Source organism: Cellulosimicrobium sp. G4 BAM 1002 (assembly GCF_057126935.1).
Genome location: NZ_CP182109.1, coordinates 1,509,649 through 1,527,603, shown reverse-complemented (window position 1 = coordinate 1,527,603; position 17,955 = coordinate 1,509,649). Strand labels below are relative to the sequence as shown.

Annotated in this window: 18 protein-coding genes; 5 read left to right on the top strand and 13 right to left on the bottom strand. The window is 74.7% G+C overall.

The genetic code is table 11. The annotated features are described in order from the left end of the window. Positions 1-13: 13 nt before the first annotated feature. The 4 genes from ACMXGY_RS06890 to ACMXGY_RS06875 form a co-directional block, all read right to left on the bottom strand. The gene (locus tag ACMXGY_RS06890; RefSeq protein ID WP_483776114.1) at positions 14-982 is read right to left on the bottom strand and encodes a bile acid:sodium symporter family protein; all 969 of its coding nucleotides are present in this window, start codon (positions 980-982) and stop codon (positions 14-16) included. A gap of 219 nt (positions 983-1,201) precedes the next feature. After that, positions 1,202-1,672 (bottom strand): TFIIB-type zinc ribbon-containing protein, encoded by a 471-nt coding sequence (locus ACMXGY_RS06885; protein WP_483776113.1) that lies wholly within the window; start codon positions 1,670-1,672, stop codon positions 1,202-1,204. A gap of 110 nt (positions 1,673-1,782) precedes the next feature. Beyond that, positions 1,783-2,157, bottom strand: coding sequence for a hypothetical protein (locus tag ACMXGY_RS06880; RefSeq protein WP_483776112.1), 375 nt, complete (start codon positions 2,155-2,157; stop codon positions 1,783-1,785). A gap of 106 nt (positions 2,158-2,263) precedes the next feature. Next, positions 2,264-2,887, bottom strand: a complete 624-nt coding sequence (locus ACMXGY_RS06875; RefSeq protein WP_483776111.1) for a TetR/AcrR family transcriptional regulator — start codon at positions 2,885-2,887, stop codon at positions 2,264-2,266. Between the two features lie 106 nt (positions 2,888-2,993). Here ACMXGY_RS06875 and ACMXGY_RS06870 point away from each other — a divergent pair, with 106 nt between their 5' ends. Next, the gene (locus ACMXGY_RS06870) at positions 2,994-3,788 is read left to right on the top strand and encodes an SDR family NAD(P)-dependent oxidoreductase (RefSeq protein WP_483776110.1); all 795 of its coding nucleotides are present in this window, start codon (positions 2,994-2,996) and stop codon (positions 3,786-3,788) included. A 43-nt stretch (positions 3,789-3,831) separates the two neighbouring features. Here ACMXGY_RS06870 and ACMXGY_RS06865 read toward each other — a convergent pair whose 3' ends face one another. Continuing rightward, positions 3,832-4,953 carry a PfkB family carbohydrate kinase gene (locus ACMXGY_RS06865; protein WP_483776109.1) on the bottom strand — a complete coding sequence of 374 codons (1,122 nt, stop codon included), beginning with the start codon at positions 4,951-4,953 and terminating at the stop codon, positions 3,832-3,834. A 3-nt stretch (positions 4,954-4,956) separates the two neighbouring features. Then, entirely contained in the window at positions 4,957-5,622 is a 666-nt protein-coding gene (gene eda / locus ACMXGY_RS06860) for a bifunctional 4-hydroxy-2-oxoglutarate aldolase/2-dehydro-3-deoxy-phosphogluconate aldolase (RefSeq protein ID WP_483776108.1), read from the bottom strand. A 70-nt stretch (positions 5,623-5,692) separates the two neighbouring features. Between eda and ACMXGY_RS06855 the strand changes: the two genes are divergently transcribed. Further along, a complete protein-coding gene (locus ACMXGY_RS06855) occupies positions 5,693-6,601 on the top strand; it encodes an IclR family transcriptional regulator (RefSeq protein ID WP_483776107.1) in 909 nt (302 codons plus the stop codon). A 16-nt stretch (positions 6,602-6,617) separates the two neighbouring features. Then, positions 6,618-7,001 carry a universal stress protein gene (locus tag ACMXGY_RS06850; RefSeq protein WP_483776106.1) on the top strand — a complete coding sequence of 128 codons (384 nt, stop codon included), beginning with the start codon at positions 6,618-6,620 and terminating at the stop codon, positions 6,999-7,001. Positions 7,002-7,011: 10 nt separating this feature from the next. Here ACMXGY_RS06850 and ACMXGY_RS06845 read toward each other — a convergent pair whose 3' ends face one another. After that, complete coding sequence (locus ACMXGY_RS06845) at positions 7,012-7,932, bottom strand: VOC family protein (protein ID WP_483776806.1); 921 nt, start codon at positions 7,930-7,932, stop codon at positions 7,012-7,014. Positions 7,933-8,115: 183 nt separating this feature from the next. Further along, on the bottom strand, positions 8,116-9,003 hold the full coding sequence (locus tag ACMXGY_RS06840; protein WP_483776105.1) for an SDR family oxidoreductase: 888 nt from the start codon (positions 9,001-9,003) through the stop codon (positions 8,116-8,118). A 144-nt stretch (positions 9,004-9,147) separates the two neighbouring features. On the opposite strand from ACMXGY_RS06840, the gene ACMXGY_RS06835 reads away from it, so the two are divergent. Beyond that, on the top strand, positions 9,148-9,558 hold the full coding sequence (locus tag ACMXGY_RS06835; protein WP_483776104.1) for a winged helix-turn-helix transcriptional regulator: 411 nt from the start codon (positions 9,148-9,150) through the stop codon (positions 9,556-9,558). Between the two features lie 12 nt (positions 9,559-9,570). On the opposite strand, the gene ACMXGY_RS06830 is transcribed toward ACMXGY_RS06835, so the two are convergent. Together ACMXGY_RS06830 and ACMXGY_RS06825 are read right to left on the bottom strand one after the other, a co-directional pair. Then, positions 9,571-10,647, bottom strand: coding sequence for a hypothetical protein (locus ACMXGY_RS06830; RefSeq protein ID WP_483776103.1), 1,077 nt, complete (start codon positions 10,645-10,647; stop codon positions 9,571-9,573). Continuing rightward, positions 10,644-11,780, bottom strand: coding sequence for an SPFH domain-containing protein (locus ACMXGY_RS06825; RefSeq protein ID WP_483776102.1), 1,137 nt, complete (start codon positions 11,778-11,780; stop codon positions 10,644-10,646). The genes ACMXGY_RS06830 and ACMXGY_RS06825 overlap by 4 nt, the downstream gene beginning before the upstream one ends. A 235-nt stretch (positions 11,781-12,015) precedes the next feature. On the opposite strand from ACMXGY_RS06825, the gene ACMXGY_RS06820 reads away from it, so the two are divergent. Then, positions 12,016-12,669, top strand: a complete 654-nt coding sequence (locus ACMXGY_RS06820) for a nucleotidyltransferase family protein (protein ID WP_483776101.1) — start codon at positions 12,016-12,018, stop codon at positions 12,667-12,669. Positions 12,670-12,720: 51 nt separating this feature from the next. Here ACMXGY_RS06820 and ACMXGY_RS06815 read toward each other — a convergent pair whose 3' ends face one another. The 3 genes from ACMXGY_RS06815 to ACMXGY_RS06805 are packed head-to-tail and all read right to left on the bottom strand — an operon-like array spanning position 12,721 to position 17,935. Then, the gene (locus ACMXGY_RS06815; RefSeq protein ID WP_483776100.1) at positions 12,721-15,735 is read right to left on the bottom strand and encodes a molybdopterin-dependent oxidoreductase; all 3,015 of its coding nucleotides are present in this window, start codon (positions 15,733-15,735) and stop codon (positions 12,721-12,723) included. Further along, entirely contained in the window at positions 15,732-16,610 is an 879-nt protein-coding gene (locus ACMXGY_RS06810; protein ID WP_483776099.1) for an FAD binding domain-containing protein, read from the bottom strand. Before ACMXGY_RS06810 ends, ACMXGY_RS06815 begins: the two co-directional genes overlap by 4 nt. Further along, a complete protein-coding gene (locus ACMXGY_RS06805) occupies positions 16,601-17,935 on the bottom strand; it encodes an XdhC family protein (RefSeq protein ID WP_483776098.1) in 1,335 nt (444 codons plus the stop codon). Before ACMXGY_RS06805 ends, ACMXGY_RS06810 begins: the two co-directional genes overlap by 10 nt. Positions 17,936-17,955: the final 20 nt, after the last annotated feature.

Here is a 17,955-nt window from a genome sequence, read left to right as displayed (position 1 = left end):
CCCCCGCGCGGGGTCAGGCGCGCAGCGCGAGCCGGCGCGCGAGCACCGCGCACACGACGAGCTGGAGCTGGTGGAAGACGATCACCGGGACCGCGACGACACCCGCGACGGCGACGGGGAACAGCACGCTCGCCATGGGCAGCCCTGTCGCGAGCGACTTCTTCGAGCCGCACATGAGCAGGGCGATGCGGTCCTCGGTCGACAGTCGCAGCGCCGCGCCGCCCCACCACGTGACGGCGAGCATGACCGCCAGCAGGACCGCGCTCACGACGAGCAGCCCGACGATCGACCACCCGGACACGCTCGCCCACACACCCGCGGACGTCGCCGCGGCGACCGCACCGAACACGACGACGAGGATCGTCCCGCGGTCCACGCCGAGCGTGAGCCAGCGCCGCGCGCGGATCCAGTCGCCCACGAACGGCTGGAGGAGCTGGCCGACCACGAACGGCACGAGGAGCTGCAGCAGGACGGTGCGCAGCCCGCCGAGGCCGCCGGCCGGTCCGGTGGCGCCCGACCCGGCGCTCGTCATGAACCACAGCACGAGCAGGGGCGTCACGACCATGCCGACGACGTTCGACACCGTCGCGCCGCAGATCGCGCCCGCGACGTTGCCGCGCGCGACCGACGTGAACGCCACGGACGACTGCACCGTCGACGGGAGCAGCGACAGGAACAGCAGACCGGCCGCCAGACCCTCGCCGAGCAGCGGCTGCGTCACCCAGGCCACGACGAGCCCGAGCAGAGGGAACACGACGTACGTCGAGGCGAGGATGCCGCCCTGCAACCGCCAGTTCCGCAGCCCCGCCCACACCTCGCGCGTCGACAGGCGCATGCCGTAGACGAGGAAGAGGACGGTCACCGCGACGTCCGCGACGACGTCGACGACCCGCTGGGCCTCCGCGCTCACCGGCACGACGAGCCCGAGCACGAGCACGACGAGCAGGGTCACGACGAACGGGTCGACCCATCGGCTCAGCACGGCACGCACAAGGAGCGAGCCTAGCCCCCGGCGACGGTGACGACCGGCGTCATGTCGTGGATCCTGCGCAGGTTCCGGAGCTGGCTCTCACGGCGGACGGCCCCCCTCCGCTTGTCGACGAGCACCACGACGGTGAGCGTCCCCGGTGTCGTCCGACCCGGCCGGTCATGCGTCGTGCTCGTCGTGCTCGCGCGACGACGGCGCCATCTCACCGACGGCTCAGAAGTCGAAGAGGTCTTCGAGCCACGACTCCTTCTTCTTGCGCTTGCGGTAGCGCGGGTCGTAGCCCTCACGGTTGCCGTCGCGGCCGTCGTAGCGGGGGTCCCGCTCGTCCCGGTAGCGCTCGTCGCGGTAGCGCTCGTCGCGGTAGCGCTCGTCGCGGTAGCGGTCCCGGTCGTCGTACCGGCGGTCGTCGCCTCGCGCCGGCGGACGCTGGCCGTAGCCCGGCGTGCCGTAGTCGGCAGCCGGCGCCGGCGGGTACGACGTCGGCGCGGGTGCGACCGGAGGTACTGGCGCGGCCGCGGCGGGCCCGGCCGCCTCTGCGGCGATCTCGGTCTCGAGCGAGCGGTCGATGATCTTGTCGAGCTCACCACGGTCGAGCCACACGCCGCGGCACGTGGGGCAGTAGTCGATCTCGACGCCCTTGCGGTCGGTCATGACGAGCACGGTCTGGTCGGTCGGGCACAGCATGCGGGTCCTCCTGCTCGGATGGTGCTCGGATCGCCGCCGGGACACTGCCGGGAGCGGCTGATGGTGCTGCGCAGTCCAACGCCGGCAGGCCCGAACCGGTTCCCGAGTGCTCAACCGTCACCCTCGCCGACGAGCTGCTCGCGGAGCTCCTCCGCGCGGTGCACCTCGTCGTCGAGGCTCGCGAGCGCGTCCGCGAGCAGAGGCAGCGCGTCGGCACCGGCGAGGAACCGGGCGGCGCCGGCGTCGTCGTGCAGGCGCAGCGCGAGGTCGGCACGCAGGACGAGGGCGCGGAACCGCAGCGACTCGGAGACGGTGCGGGCGCGCACGCCCTCGGCGTCGAACGCGCGGTCGAGGACCCGAGCGGCTCCCGCGGCATCGCCGGCGCCGCGCAGGATCCGAGCGTGCTCGACGGCGCGCGCCAGGTCCGGAGCCGGGTCGACGCGCCGTCGGGGCAGGCTCCGTGCGGCCTGCGGCCTACCCGACACGACGACACCTCCCACCGCCCCCGATGCGTCCGACCACCCTAACCCGGGGGCTGGACGACGGCCGGACCTGCCCCGGGTGCGGTCATGTCGCCGCGCACCCGCGCGGTCATCGGCCGGTCCTACGCTCCAGGACCGTGTCGAGCATCGCGTCCACGAGCGCCCGGCGGTCGCGGTCGAGGCCGTCGGGCCACTCCTGGTGCGGCTTGTGCAGGCGCAGGGACACGAGCCCGTGCAGTGCCATCCACGTGCGGGTCGCGGCGCGGCGCGCAGCGTCGACCGCCACCCCGCCGTCGACGAGGATCTCGGCGGTCTCCTCGACGAGCCGGTCGCCAGGGACGTCCTGCCCGCCGTCGATGCCGAGCGAGTCGACGCTCTCGAAGAGGAGCTGGTACGCACCCGGGTGCTCGACGCCCCATGCGACGTACGCCGCGGCGCCCCGGTGCATGCGCTCGCGGACGTCGAGCGCGGGGTCGTCGGCCGCGTGCAGCGCCGCCGCCAGGCCGTCGAGGTGGCGCTCGAGGACGGCCCACACGAGGTCGGCCTGGGAGGCGAAGTGGAGGTAGACCGCCGCGGGCGAGACCCCGACGGCGCGCGCGACCGCACGCAGCGACGGCGCCGGCACGGTCCGGGGGCGCGCGAGCAGCGCGGCCGCGGCCTCGACGAGCTCGTGGCGCAGGCGGTCACCCTGACCACGCGCGTGGGGCGCACGACGGCCCTCGGTCGTGGTCATGGTGCACCCCCGAGCCTTGCGTCCTCGACATCACTGGTGTACACCTGTTCACCATAGTAGGTGAACGGGTGTACACCCATTATCGCCACCCGACGAGAGGACCACCATGCCCATCGACTACGCCGGCACCACCGCCCTGGTCACGGGAGCGAGCTCCGGGCTCGGCGCCGAGTTCGCGTCCCGTCTGGCAGAGCGTGGCGCGGGGTTGGTGCTCGTCGCGCGACGCGCCGACCGGCTCGAGGGCCTCGCGGCCCGGCTGCGCTCGCGGACGGGCGCGGACGTGACGGTGCTCCCGCACGACCTCGCGACGGACCGGCCCGGCCGGGCGCTCGCCGAGACGCTCCAGGAGCGCGGCATCACCCTCGGCACGCTCGTCAACAACGCCGGCTTCGGCTCGCACGGCGCGCTCGCCGACGCCGACCCCGACCGGGTCGCGGCGGAGGTGCAGGTGAACGTCGCGAGCCTCGTCGACCTGACGCGCGCGTTCCTGCCCCAGCTCGTCGAGACCGGGCGCGGCGCGCTCGTGAACGTCGCGAGCACCGCCTCCTTCCAGGCCACGCCCGGCATGGCGGTGTACGGAGCGACGAAGGCGTTCGTCCGCTCCTTCACCGAGGCGCTGTGGTACGAGACACGGGGCACGGGACTGCGCACGCTCGCCCTGTCGCCTGGCCCGGTCCCGACCGAGTTCTTCGAAGTCGTCGGCGCCGACGAGGCGAAGATCGGCCAGGTGCGCAGCGCCCAGCAGGTCGTGCACGACGCCCTGCGCGCGCTCGACCGCCGCGACGCTCCCCCCGGCGTCGTGCCCGGGCTCGGCAACCGGCTCCAGACGCTCGCGACGCGACTGGCCCCCACGCGCGCGATCGTCACGCTGTCCGGGCGGATGCTCTCCCCGGCGCGCTGAGCCCGAGACCTCGGCGCGCCGGGGAGGAGGTGAGGCGTCGGCGTCAGCGCTGCACGCGCGCGCTCCCGCCCGAGGCGAGCTTGCGCACCTCGGCGAGCGACGCCGTCGACGTGTCCCCCGGCGTCGTCATGGCGAGGGCGCCGTGGGCGGCGCCGTACTCCACGGCCTCGGCGATGGACCCGAGCTCCATGAGCCCGTACGCCAGGCCGGACGCGAACGAGTCGCCGCCGCCCACGCGGTCGAGGATCTCCAGGCCCGGACGGTGCGTCGCCTCGGCGAAGCCCTGCACGCGCGACCACGCGATGGCACCCCAGTCGTTGACGGTCGCGGTCCTCACGCCGCGCAGGGTCGTCGCGATCACCCGGAAGTTCGGGTACTCCTCGGCCGCTCGCGCGATCATCGCGCGGAACGCGGCGGTGTCGAGGTCGGTGAGGTTCTCGTCCACGCCCTCGACCTCGAACCCGAGGCTCGCCGTGAAGTCCTCCTCGTTGCCGATCATCACGTCGACGTAGCGTGCGAGGCGACGGTTGACCTCCTGCGCGCGCTCGACGCCGCCGATGCCCTGCCACAGGGACGGGCGGTAGTTGAGGTCGTAGGACACGACCGTCCCGTGGCGGCGCGCGGCCGCCATCGCCGCCTCGGCGACGTCGGCGCTCGACTCCGACAGCGCCGCGAAGATGCCGCCCGTGTGGAACCAGCGCACGCCCCGGCCGAACAGCGCGTCCCAGTCGACGTCGTCGGGCCGCATCTGGGCGATCGCGGTGTTGCCGCGGTCGGAGACGCCGACCGCGCCGCGCACGCCGAACCCGCGCTCGGTGAAGTTGAGCCCGTTGCGCACCGTGCGGCCGATGCCGTCGTAGGGGACCCAGCGCACGTGGCTCGTGTCGAGCCCGCCGGTGAGCATGAGGTCCTCGACGAGGCGCCCCACCTCGTTGTCCGCGAGCGCCGTGACGACGGCGCCGCGCAGCCCGAAGCAGCGGCGCAGCCCGCGCGCGACGTTGTACTCGCCCCCGCCCTCCCAGGCGTCGAAGCTGCGGGCGGTCTTGATGCGGCGCTCGCCCGGGTCGAGGCGCAGCATGACCTCGCCGAGGGCGACGACGTCGTAGGTGCACTCGTCCGCCGGACGCACGTCGAGCGGGGGCTGGGTGGCGGTGGTGTCGGTCACGGGTCAGGCTCCTTCGGCGGTGCGGGCGGTCGGCAGGGTCGCGGCGAGGTCGACGGCCTCGCGCGTGCGGCGCGCGACCTCGGTCCAGTCGCCCGCGCGCACGAGGGTGGCGTCGACCATCCAGGACCCGCCGGCGGCGAGCACCGACGGCAGGGCGAGGTAGTCGAGGAGGTTCGCGGCGCTGACGCCGCCCGTGGGCACGAACCGCAGGCCGGGGAACGGCGCGGAGAACGCCTTCACGGCGGCCGGGCCGCCCACGACGTTCGCGGGGAAGAGCTTCACCGCGTCGAGGCCGAGGTCGAGCGCCGCGATGATGTCCGACGGCGTCGCGACGCCGGGCAGGACCGGCACCTCGAGCTCCTGGGCGCGGCGTACGACGGCGGCCGACAGCCCGGGCGAGACGAGGAACCGGGCGCCCGCGGCGACGGCCTCGTCGACCTGGTCCGGCCGCACGACCGTGCCCGCGCCCACGAGGACGTCGGGCACCTCGCTCGCGATCGCCTCGATCGCCGCGCGGGCGCCGGCGGTGCGGAACGTGACCTCCGCGACCGGGAGGCCGCCGTCGCGCAGCGCGGTGGCGACGCCGACGCCCTGGGCGGCGTCGTCGACGACGACGACGGGGACGACCCGGGCGCGCCGGATCGTCTCGAGGGGTCCGTGGGGTGACATGCTCACTCCGTTTCGCTATGGTGAACGCCTGTTGTTCACTACGGAACGCACTCTAGGTGAAGGGTCGACGATGACGGAAGCCGGGACCACGCCGTCGAGCACGACGAAGGGCGAGGACGTGGCGCTCGGGAGCCCGCTCGGGAGCGTCGACAAGGCGCTCGTCGTGCTCGAGGCGCTCGCCGCGGCCGGGCCTGGCGGGGTCGTGCTGGGTGAGCTCGCGCGGGCGCTCGGCCTGCACAAGGCGTCGCTGCACCGCACGCTCGCGGCGCTGCGCTACCGCGGGTACGCCGAGCAGGACGCGGTCACGGGCGACTACCGCCTCGGGCCCGCCGCGACGGCGCTCGCGACCGTGTACCTCGGGGAGGAGAACCTCCCGGCGCTCCTGCACCCCGCGCTCGTCGCCGTGTGCCGGGCGACGGACGAGCTCGTGCACCTCGGCGCGCTCGCCGGCACCGAGATCGTCTACCTCGACAAGGTGGAGCCCGCGCGCCCGGTGCGCGTGTGGTCGGCGGTCGGCCGACGCAGGCCCGCCGCGACGACCGCGCTCGGGCGCGCCCTGCTCGCCTACCGCCCGCTCGACGAGGGCCTGCTGGCCTGGTACGCCGACGCCACGCCCGAGGACCACCCGGTCTCCCCCGCCGCGCTGCGAGAGATCTGCGACGGCGTCCGGGCCGACGGGTTCGCGACCGAGGACGAGGAGAACGAGCCAGGGATCAGCTGTGTCGCCGTCCCGGTCCTGCGCGGGGGGCAGTCGGTCGCGGCGGTCAGCGTGACGGCGCCGGCCGAGCGGCTCGGCGCCCGCCGCCGGCGCCAGATCGAGGCAATCCTGCGCGACGTCGTCCCGCCGCTGCTCCCGGCCACCCTGGCGGTGCCGGGCAAGCTCGCCGCCGACGTCGCTGCCGCCGCGTCGCGCCGACCCGCGTCGGGCAGCGACCGACGCAGCCGTGTGAGAGAGTTCAACGGCAGCACGACGGAATGACGGAAGGGCCCGTGCGATGACCGTCCTCGTGGCGTACAACGACTCCCCGCAGGGCGAGACCGCACTCCGGGCGGCCGTCGCCGAGGCGGTCCACCGCGAGACCGCGCTCGCGGTCCTCGTGCTCACCCCGCAGGACCCCGAGGCGGGGGTGCCCGCGAGCCTCGCACACCTCCTCGACACCCTGCCGTCGGAGCTGGCCCGGCCGGAGATCACGTACCGCCCCGAGCACGTCGACCCGGCCGAGTCGATCATCGACGAGGCCGAGCGCACGCAGCCCGAGCTCGTCGTCGTCGGCGCCCGCAAGCGGTCGCCCGTGGGCAAGTTCCTGCTCGGCAGCACCACGCAGCGCGTCCTGCTCGACTCGCCCGTCCCCGTCCTGGTGGTCAAGGCGACGCACTGACGCGCCCGGCTCAGCCGTCCGCGCGCACCTCGAGGAGGTTGCGCCACGGGTCGTCGAAGCGCAGGGTCGCGCCGTCGTCGCGGACCGCCACACCCGCCCGCGCGAGCCGCTCGCGCAGCGCGCCGACGTCGTCCGCCCCGGGCACCGTGATGGCGACCTTCCCGAGGCCGAGCGACGACGCCCGCGGACCGGCGCCGCGGCTGTTCCACGTGTTCATCGCCATGTGGTGGTGGTAGCCGCCCGCGGAGACGAACAGCGCCCCGGGGACGGTCGCCGTCTCCTCGAACCCGAGCGCGTCGACGTAGAACGCGCGCGCCGCGGGCACGTCGCCCACCTGGAGGTGCACGTGGCCGACCACGGCCCCGGCGCCCGGCGCGGTACCCACGGCGGTGCTCACCGGGCTGGCGGCCGCGACAGCCGTGCGGTCGCCCGCGAGGGCGTCGCGCGACGTGTCGCTCAGGTGGTCCGCGAGGAACGCGTTCGGGTCGAGGTAGATCGTGTCCATGCGCACGCCCCCTTGGTCCCAGCCCCAGGTCTCGCGAGGACGGTCGGCGTAGAGCTCGACGCCGTTGCCCTCCGGGTCGGTGAAGTAGAAGGCCTGCGAGACCAGGTGGTCGGCGCTGCCGACGAACGTGCTCGGCGCCGTCGTCGCCACGGAGGCCAGCGCGTGCGCGAGCGCCGGCTCGTCGTCGAACAGCACGGCCGTGTGGAAGAGGCCGGCCTCGCCACGCGCCGGCGCAGGCAGGTCGCGCGCGCGGTGCAGCACGACGAGCGGCGTCTCGCGACGTCCGAGCACGACCGTCTCGGCTCGGTGGGCTCCGTCGGGCAGCTCGAGCGTGTCGGGCGTCGGCAGGACGGCGAGCGACAGCGCGTCGCGGTAGTAGCGCGTCATGAGGTCGAGGTCGCGCACGTGGAGCGTGACGGCGTCCATGCGCGTCTCGGCGGCGAGGAGGTCGGCGGCACTACGGGGCGCGGTCCCGGCACGTCCGTGAGCGGACGGTGCGGGGGCGACTGACGGCTGGCTCATGACGGTCCTCTCGAGCGCACGATGTTAGTTGTATCTTCAACCGTTGTGCCACGGGCGGTATTCCCCGCCCGTGACGACACCGACCCGTCAGCCCTGAGTCCCCTGCGCGACGGCGGCCCGCAGGCCGTCGACGAGGGGCGTCGTCGGGCGGCCCAGGAGGCGCGCGAGGTCGCCCGACGTCTCGGCGAGGAGCCCGTCGCGGATGTTGCCGTCGAGCGCGACGACGAAGCCCGCGGTCCCCTCGTCGAGCCCCGCGCCGAGGAGCGCCTCGCGGTGCTCGTCGGGCGTCAGCCGCCGGTAGGCCACGGGCCGCCCCAGCACGTCGCCCGCCGCCGCGGCGAGGTCGTCGAACGTCCACGCGACGTCGCCCGAGAGCTCGTAGACCGCCCCGGCGTGCGCGGACGCGTCGGCGTGCGCGGCGAGCGCGACGACGGCCGCGGCCTCGGCGTAGTCGGCGCGGCTCGCGCTCGCGACCCGGCCGTCCCCGACGCTCGCGACGATCTCCCCGGTCCCGGCGGCACGCTGCACGTCGGCCGCGTAGTTCTCCGTGTACCAGCCGTTGCGCAGGATCGTCGTCGCGAGACCCGACGCGGCGAGGAGCTCCTCGGTCGCCTTGTGCTCGGGGGCGAGCACGAGCGCGGACGTCGTCGCGTGCGGGGCGCTCGTGTAGATCACGCGCGAGACGCCGGCGGCGCGGGCCGCCTCGACCACGTTGCGGTGCTGCTCGACGCGGCGCCCCACCTCCGAGCCCGAGACGAGGACGAGGACGTCGACGCCCGCGAGCGCGGCAGCAAGCGTCTCCGGGCGACCGTAGTCACCCTCGCGGACGACGGCGCCGTGCCCGGCGAGGTCGGCGGCCCTGCCGGTCGTGCGCGCGACGGCGACGACCTCGGTCGGCTCCGCCCCGTGCGCGAGGAGCGACTCGACGACGAGGTGGCCCAGGTGGCCGCTGGCTCCGGTGACGGCGATGGTCATGGTGACGCTCCTCAGGATGGTGGTCGACGCGCCCGGTCGGGCGCATCCATCCCAGGGTGCACTTACTTTTCGATAGTGCCAACCGGCAGAGTGTGCGATATGAATCACAGCACTCGCCAAGCGGCTGCGGCCTATCCTGGACCGATGACGACCGACGCCCGACCCGTCGAGGACATCGGACCCACCGACGCGATGGTGGCCGACGTGTTCCAGCGCGGCTGCACGTCCCGGCACGTGCTCGAGGCGGTGACGGGACGCTGGGGAGTTCTGACGGTCGCGGGCCTGCGGGACGGCGCCGTCCGCTTCAACGCGCTGCGGCGACGCATCGACGGCGTGAGCGAGAAGATGCTCGCCCAGACCCTCCAGTCCCTCGAGCGCGACGGCATCGTCGTCCGCGAGGTGCGGACGACCATCCCACCGCACGTCGAGTACTCCCTCACGGACCTCGGGCGCCGGGTCGCCGACAGCCTCGCCGGACTCATCGACGTGCTCGAGGGCGCGGTCGACGAGGTCACCGCCTCCCAGCAGGCGTACGACGACCGCGGGACGCGGTGACCACGCCGGCTCTCACGTCTGCGAGCGCACGTACCAGAAGGCGAGGGCCGCGACGACGAGCAGCCCGACGAGCACGGCGAGCGTGATCTTCCACGCGCTGTAGGGACGCTTGCCGACGACCTGGCCCGTGTTGGCGTTGACCATGACCTGCCACTGCTTGCCGGCGTACACGTACGTCGCGATCCACAGTGGGAGCAGCACGAGCTTGAACATCACGTCCGCGTAGGCGGTGCGGATCGAGCCGACCCGCTGCTCGTCTCCACCGATGTCGCTCCGGACGTCGTCGTGGATGACCGGCGCCATCTTCTGCTTCGCGCGGTCGAGGCCCGCGGGCGGCTCGACCTCGTAGCGCGTGGCGGAGAAGCCCGCCAGGTACTCGGGGCGGAAGGGGACGGCGCGCTCGAGCGGCCACGGGCCGAGCCGGGCGAGATCCCGCTCGGCGACCTGCGAGGAGGCCGGCACGAGGACGTCGTCGAAGTCCCGCGCGACACGGCCCGACACCGGCGTCCAGCTCACCCGCCGTTCCTGGCGCTCCTCGTCGCCGTGCTTCACGGTGACGTAGTACGCGTCTCCGCGAGCGCCGTCGTAGGCCGACGCCGTGCGGGCGTCGAACGTCCAGTGCGGCACGTAGGAGCCGTGCAGCGACTCGGTGTCGCCGACCTTCTTGAGCTCGCCGGGAGCGAACCAGCGCGAGCGCACCCACTTCCGGAACGCCTCGCGCGCCTGCGCCTGCTCGACGCCGAACGGCACGACCGCCTCGGGCTGCACCAGCCCGTCCGCCTCGACCGCCGCGACGAGGTGCCCGCCGCAGAACCGGCACGCCACCGACAGGTCGGTGCCCTGCGTCGTCGCTCCGCACCCGTCGCACGTGAGCGTGCGGGCGTCGAGGATCCCGGCGCGCACGCCGCCCTGCGCGGCAGCCCACGCGTCGAACGCGTGCTCGTCGACGGAGTCGCCCGGCGCATGCACGATCGCGACCGTGCCGGCGCACGCCACGCACCGCAGGTGCCGGGTGCCCGGCGCGTACGCGAGCTGCGACCCGCACGCGTCGCACCGCGTGCGGACGAGCTCGCCCCGGGTGTCGCTCACGGCAGCGGCGGCGGGGTCGCGGCGAACAGCGACGCGAGTGCGGGCACCTCACCGGCCGCGGTCCACGACGCCATGCCTTGCTGCCACACGAGCGACGTGCGTGTGACCTCGCCGGCGCGGACCCGTGCGGTGAGGTCCGCGGTCGAGCCCGGGCCGGCCTGGGTCCCGCCGACGGCCCAGAACCACGGCGACTCCGTGGCGGGCAGGGGCGGCGGCCCGGCGGCAGGTGCCGTGGGCGGCGACACGGCAGGCGCGGGCTGGGACGCCGTCGGCGCGAGGGACTGGGCGAGCTGCTGGCCCATGGCGGCACCGAGCCCCATGCCCGCGCCGAGCCCGAGTCCGTCGCCCGCGCCTCCCGGGTTCCCTGCGGCGGTCTCGAGAGCGTTCGCGGCCTGGAACTTCGTGTACTGGTCGAGGTTCCCGACGACGGCCATCTGCGTCCGCTTGTCGAGCGCCGCCTCGACCTCGGGCGGGAAGGAGACGTTCTCGATGACGAAGCGGCGGACCGCGATGCCGTACTCCGACAGGTCCTCCGAGAGCTGGCCCGCGAGGCGCGTGGCGATCTCGCGCTGGTTCGCGGCGAGGTCGATCGCGGCGACGTCCGCCTCCGCGAGCGCGGGGCCGAGCTGGCCGACGACGAGGCGCCGGAAGTAGTCGCCGATCTCGTCGGTGCGGAACTGCGGGTCGGTGCCCACGAGCTGGCGCAGCAGCGCGGAGGGGTCGACGACCTGCAGCGCGTAGGTGCCGAACGCGCGCAGCCGTACCGCGCCGAGCTCGGGGTCGCGCAGGATCACGGGGTTCTGGGTGCCCCACGTGAGGTCCGTGAACTGGCGCGTGGCGACGAAGTAGACCTCCGCCTTGAACGGCGAGCTGAACCCGTACTTCCAGCCCTGGAGCGTGGACAGGACCGGCAGGTTCTTCGTCTCGAGCGTGTACGTGCCGGGACCGAAGACGTCGGCGAGGCGGCCCTCGCTGACGAAGACGGCCGTCTGGCCCTCGCGGACGACCAGCTTCGCCTGGTTCTTGATCTCGTTGCCCTGCCGCGGGAACCGCCAGACGATCGTGTCGCGGCTCTCGTCGAGGAACTCGATGATGTCGATCAGCTGTCCACGCAGCTTCTCCATGAAGCTCATCCGGACTCCTTCGATGTCGTTGGCAGGCGGCGGCGACCGTCCCGGCGGGGTGAGCATAGCGGCCCCCGTGCCCGATGATGAACACGCCAAGCATCGGCAAAGTCGCCAGGTCCCAGCGCGGCGCGCGCTCCCGCCGAACCCGGGGTTGCGCGCCACCCGGGCTCCGGCGTGACCTCCGACCCCGGGTTCGGCGCGACGCCCGCTCCGCGGTCCTGCGGCGGCCTATCCTGGCCGGGTGGCTCCCCCGTCGGCGTCCCCGTCCGCTCCCCGCACGGTCGCCGTCCTGCTCGCGGCCGGCGCGGGCACGCGCCTCGGCCGGGGCCCCAAGGCGCTGCTCCCCCACCGGGGCCGTCCGCTCGTCGAGCACGTCGCGCGCGTCCTGCTCGACGGCGGGTGCGACGTCGTCGTGACGGTGCTCGGCGCCGAGGCCGAGCGCGTGCGCGCGCAGGCACAGCTCGACCGCCCGCGCGTCGACGTGGTCGTCAACCCGGACTGGGGCTCGGGCATGGGCACGTCGCTGCGCGTCGGCGTGACCGCCGCGCTCGCCCAGGGCCCGGACCGCGTCGTGGTCGCCCACGTGGACCAGCCCGGCGTCCTGCCCGACGACGTCGCGCGCCTCCTCGCCACCCACCGGCCCGGCCGCGTCACGGCGTCGCGCTGGACGACCGCCGTCGGGCAGGGCGAGCACGACCGGCCCGGCTGGGCCCACCCGCTCGTCCTCGACGCGGCGCTCGCGGCACCGGCCGCCGCGAGCGCCCACGGCGACCACGGCGCGCGAGACTTCCTGCGGACCCACGCCGACCTGATCGACGTCGTCGACCACCCGGGCGACGGCCGCGACCTCGACACCGAGGCCGACCTCGACCTCCTCGACCCCGGGCATCGCTGAGTGCATGAAATGGTCGCGCCGAACGCGTTCGGCCGCGGCTATGTCATGCACTCAGCGGGGGGTGGCGGTCTTGATGCCCAGGTACACGCGGTCCCGGGCGAGCGGGAGCTCGGTGAACCGCACGCCCGTCGCGGCCCGGATCGCGTTGGCGAGCGCCGGTGCGACGGGGTTGAAGGGGCTCTCGCTCATGGACTTCGCGCCCAGCGGACCCGTGCTGTCCGACGTGCGGGCGAAGTAGACCTCGCTGCGTGGGGTGTCCGCGAACGTCGGCAGGTGGTACTGGCGGAAGATGTCCGTCGTGACGCGGCCCGTCTCGTCGACGACGACGTTCTCGTAGAGCGCGGCGCCGAGCGCCTGCGCGATGCCGCCCTCGACCTGCCCGCGGCACTGGCGCGGGTTGACGACCTCGCCGGCGTCGGCGGCCTGGACGGACTGCAGGATGCGGATCTCGCCCGTGCCGTGGTGGACGGCGACGCGGAAGCCGTGGACGTTGAACGCGACCGAGCGGGGCGTGCCGCCCCAGCGGCCGTCGGCGACGAGCTCGATCCCGGCCTCGGCGGCGGCACGCGCGACGTCCGCGAGCGGGACCGCCGTCCCGGCGCAGTCGACGCCGCCGGGCACGAGCCGGCAGTCACCGGGTGCCGTCCCAGCGACGCCGGCCGCGACCTTGAGCACGGCCTCCGCGAGGTCCTCCGCCGCGGCGAGCGACGCCTTGCCCGCGACGACCGTTCCGGTGGACCCGAACGCGCCGGTGTCGTGCTCGAGGAGGTCGGTGTCGGACTGACGCACCACGACCGCCGCGGCGTCCTGCCCGAGGGCGCTCGCGACGAGCTGGGCGTGGACCGTCGTCGTGCCGTTGCCGAACTCGGCGGTCCCGACCTCGGCCTCGACGACGCCGTCGGCACGCAGCCGCACGCGCGAGTGCGAGTAGTGGCCGCGGGGCGGCACGGTGTCGATCATCGACAGCGCGACCCCCTCGCCGACGCCCCACTCCTCGCCGAGCCACGGCATCGCGGCCCCTCCGGCGTCGCGGCCATGGGGGACGGGAGCCACCCCGTACGCCGCGACGTCGCGCGCCCGCCCGCGGTCGAGCGCGTCGCGGGCGAGGTCGAGGCACTGGTCGAGGCCGTAGCTGCCGTACAGGACGTCCCGTTCGGGCTCGGGCCGGGTCGAGAGCATCGGCTCGCCCTCGAGCACGACGTTGCGCCGCCGCAGCTCGAGCGGGTCCATGCCGAGCTGCCGTGCGAGCTCGTCGACGGCCGACTCGACGGCGAAGACCATCTGCGACAGCCCGTAGCCGCGGAACGCTCCCGCGGGCACCGTGTTCGTGTACACGCTGTGCGCGTCGACCTTCTTGTTCTCGCACCGGTACACCGCGAGCGACTCGCCGCACCCGTGGAACATGACGCCGGGCCCGTGGTTGCCGTACGCGCCCGTGTTGGTCAGCACGTCGAGGTGCAGCGCGGTGAGCGTCCCGTCGCGGCGCGCGCCCGCGCGCACCCGGATGCGGAACGGGTGGCGCGTCGTCGTGCCGACGAACTGCTCCGAGCGCGTGAGCTCGAGCTGCACCGGCCGCCCGAGGCGCAGCGTCGCGAGGGCCACGACGTCCTCGGTGAGCACCTCCTGCTTGCCGCCGAACCCGCCGCCGACGCGCTCGCAGTGCACGCGCACGCGCTCCGGGTCGAGGTCGAGGACGCGTGCGAGGTGGCGCCGTGCGAGGAACGGGACCTGCGTGGACGAGCGCACGACGAGGCGCCCGTCGTCGTCGAGCGAGGCGATCGAGCTGTGGGTCTCGAGAGCCGCGTGCTGCACACGGTGGGTGCGGTACGTCGCCTCGTGCACGACGTCGGCCTCCGCGAGCCCGCGCTCGACGTCGCCGAGCTCGGAGTGCACCTCCGCGACGACGTTCGCCTCAGGCCTGGAGACGCGCGCCTGCGTCGCGTCGAGGTCGGGGTGCACGAGCGGCGCACCGGCGGCCATCGCCTCCTCCGGGTCGACGACGGCGGGCAGCACGTCGTACTCGACGCGCACCCTCCGCACGCCCTCCTCGGCGGCCGCGACCGTCTCCGCGACGACCGCGGCCACGCGCTGGCCGACGTGGCGCACGACGTCGTCGAGGACGCGCGTGTCGTCGGGGTCGTCGGTGAACAGCTCGTGCTGGGCGGTCGAGAAGCGGGCCGTCGGGGCGTCCTCGTGCGTGAAGACGGCCAGCACGCCCGGCACCGCGAGCGCGGCCGAGGTGTCGATCGCCACGACCCGCGCGTGCGCGTGCGGCGACCGCACGAGCTTGAGGTGCGCGAGCCCGGGGTAGTCGGCCGGGTCCACGTCGAGCGTGTAACGCACCGTCCCCGTGACGACCCCGCGGCCCGCGGGCGCCGGCACGTCGGACCCGAACGCCCGCCCGGCCGAAGGAGACCCCTGGTCCGGCGTGAGAGGACCCTGGCCGTCGCCCGACGTCGCCCGCTCGCCCGTGCCGGAGCCGGTCCCGGTCGTGTCGCCCCTGCCGAGGACGGCGTCCTCGATCGCGCGGTAGCCCGTGCAGCGGCACAGGTTGCCCTTGAGGTTGCGGGGCAGGTTCTCGCGCTGGGTGTCGTCGAACGTCGCCGCGGTCATGATCATCCCGGCGGTGCAGAACCCGCACTGGAACCCCTGCGCGTCGAGGAACTGCTGCTGCACCGGGTGCAGCGCGTCCTGCGGGCCGTGCGGCGCGTGGTCGCACGAGCCGCCGTCGCGGTCGGCAGTGGCACCGTCGCCGTGGCACGCCGACGCCGCGAGGCCCTGGATCGTCGTCACGTCGTGCCCCGCGGCGCGCCGCGCCGGGTACACGCACGAGTGCACGGGGACGCCGTCGACGTGCACGGTGCAGGCACCGCAGTCTCCGGCGTCGCAGCCCTTCTTCACCCCGTGCGCGCCCTGCTCGCGCAGGAACGTCCGCAGGCACTGACCCGCGCCGGGCACGGCCTCGACGGGGCGGCCGTCGACGACGATCGGCCGCACGCTCGAGGTTGGCGCGCCCGGAGGCAGAGACGGCGTCGTGGGCGGGGTCGTCGTGGGGGGCGTGGTCATCGAGGGCCTCCGTCCGCGATGTCGTCGACGAGCTCCGCACGGATCTCCTCGGCGAGGCGGTAGGTCATGTCCCGGCGCCACTCCGGCAGGCCGTGGATGTCGTCGTGGTAGAGGTCGAACGGGATCGCGTCGTCGAGCGCCGCGACGAGGTCCGCCGCGGTCGGCGGGTCGTCCGCGGCGAACCGGAGCTGCACGGGGCGGCGCGTGGAGGCGGTGACGGTGAGGACGAGGGCTCCCCTGGCGTCGGACTCGCCGTCGGGCGGGTCGACGCGCCCGATCAGCAGCACGCCCGAGCGCCCGAGGTTCGACAGGGACAGGCGGCGGAACGCGGTGCGCGACCGCAGGGCGTGGTCAGGGACCCGGATCGCGCGCAGGAGCTCGCCCGGTGCGAGCGTGTTGCGCAGCTCCCCGGTGACGAGCTCGGCGACGGGCTGCGTCCGCCGCGTGCCACCGGGCCCCCACACCTCGGCGACGCCGTCGAGCGCGGCGGTGAGCGAGATCATGGGCCCGGCGGGCAGCGACGTGCAGACGTTCCCGCCGACGGTCGACGTGTTCCAGATCTTGAAGGACGCGACGAAGGAGTCGCAGCACGGCCGCACGAGGTCGAGCGCCGTCCAGCGCTCGCGCGCGGCCGCGCCCGCCGCCGTCTCCTCGAACGCCCACAGCTCCGCGACGGTGCACGTCGCCGCGATCTCGAGACCGTCGTCGGTCACGGTGAGGCCGGGCCAGCCGGCGCTCGTGACGTCGAGCAGCCGCCGCAGCGTCTGGCTGCCGTAGGAGAACAGGACGGTCCCGCCTGCTAGCCACGCGTCGCCCTCGCGCCAGTCGGCGGGGTCGGCGGTCGGGACGAGGTCGGTGACGGTGCTCAGGTCCATGAGGAGGTCTCCTCCGAGGTCGCGGTGGCTGTCGGCGCCGTGGGAGGCGGGTCGGTGGGTAACGCATGGAGCGGGCCGTCGGTGCTGCTCAGGGGCACGACGCCGGCGCGGCCGTGGCGGGTCGCGACCAGCTCGGCCGTGATCGACACCGCGACCTCCTCGGGCGTCACGGCACCGAGGTCGAGCCCGATGGGCGAGCGCAGCCGCGCGAGCGCCGCCTCGCCGACGCCCTCGCCACGGAGCGACTCCACGCGCTGCGCGTGCGCGCGTCGCGAGCCCATCGCCCCCACGTACGCGAGCGGCAGGTCGAGCGCGAGCCGCAGGAGCGGCACGTCGAACTTGGCGTCGTGCGTAAGGACGGCGACGGCGGTGCGCGCGTCGACGCGTCCGGCTGCTGCCTCGCCCGCGAGGTAGCGGTCGGGCCACTCGACGACGACGCCGTCCGCCTCGGGGAAGCGGCGCGCGTCGGCGAAGACCTCCCGTGCGTCGACGAGCGTCACGCGGTAGCCGAGGAGCCGCACGCTGCGCACGAGCGCACCGGCGAAGTCGTTAGCGCCGAACACGAGGAACCGTGGCGCGGGCAGGCGGGTCTCGACGAGCAGAGTCACGGGTTCCGTGGCCTCGTCGTCGCACACCGTCCCCGGTCGCTCCCCGGTGCTCGCTGCGCCGGGCGCTCCGTGCGCCGCGTGCACGGTGGCCGTGCCGCCGGCACGGAGCACGGCCACGACCTGGGCGGCAGCCGCGTCCAGCGGTCCGCGCCCGACGAGATCCCGCAGCGCGACGGAGACCGAGCGCTCGTCGACGGTGCGTGGGTCCACGACGACCGCCGTGCGACGGGGCCCGTCGATGCGGCGCACGAGTGCCGCCGTCGGGCGGGTGACGACCGCTCGTGCGGCCGGGACGGCGCCGACCCCACCGGTGGCACGCCCCTCGGCGGCGTCCGGGCCCGCGTCCCCTCCGCCGTCAGGACCAGACGCGAGCGCGGCGAGGGCGCGCGCGACGTCATCCCCGGGGAAGACCGGCTGGACGTGCACGTCGAGCGTCCCTCCGCAGCTCAGGCCGACGGCGAACGCGTCGTCGTCGCTGTAGCCGAACGTCTCGCGGTGGCACGCGCCCGACGTGATCGCGTCGAGCGCGGCGGCGTGCACCGCGCCCTCGACGCACCCGCCGGACAGGCTGCCGACGACGGCGCCGTCCGCCCGCACGGCCATCGCGGTGCCGACGGGTCGCGGCACGGAGCCGGACGCCGCGACCACCGTCGCGACGGCGAACGGGGGCTGCCCCGGGCCGAGCCACGGGACGATCTGGTCGACGATGTGGAGCATCGTGGATCTCGCTTCCGCCA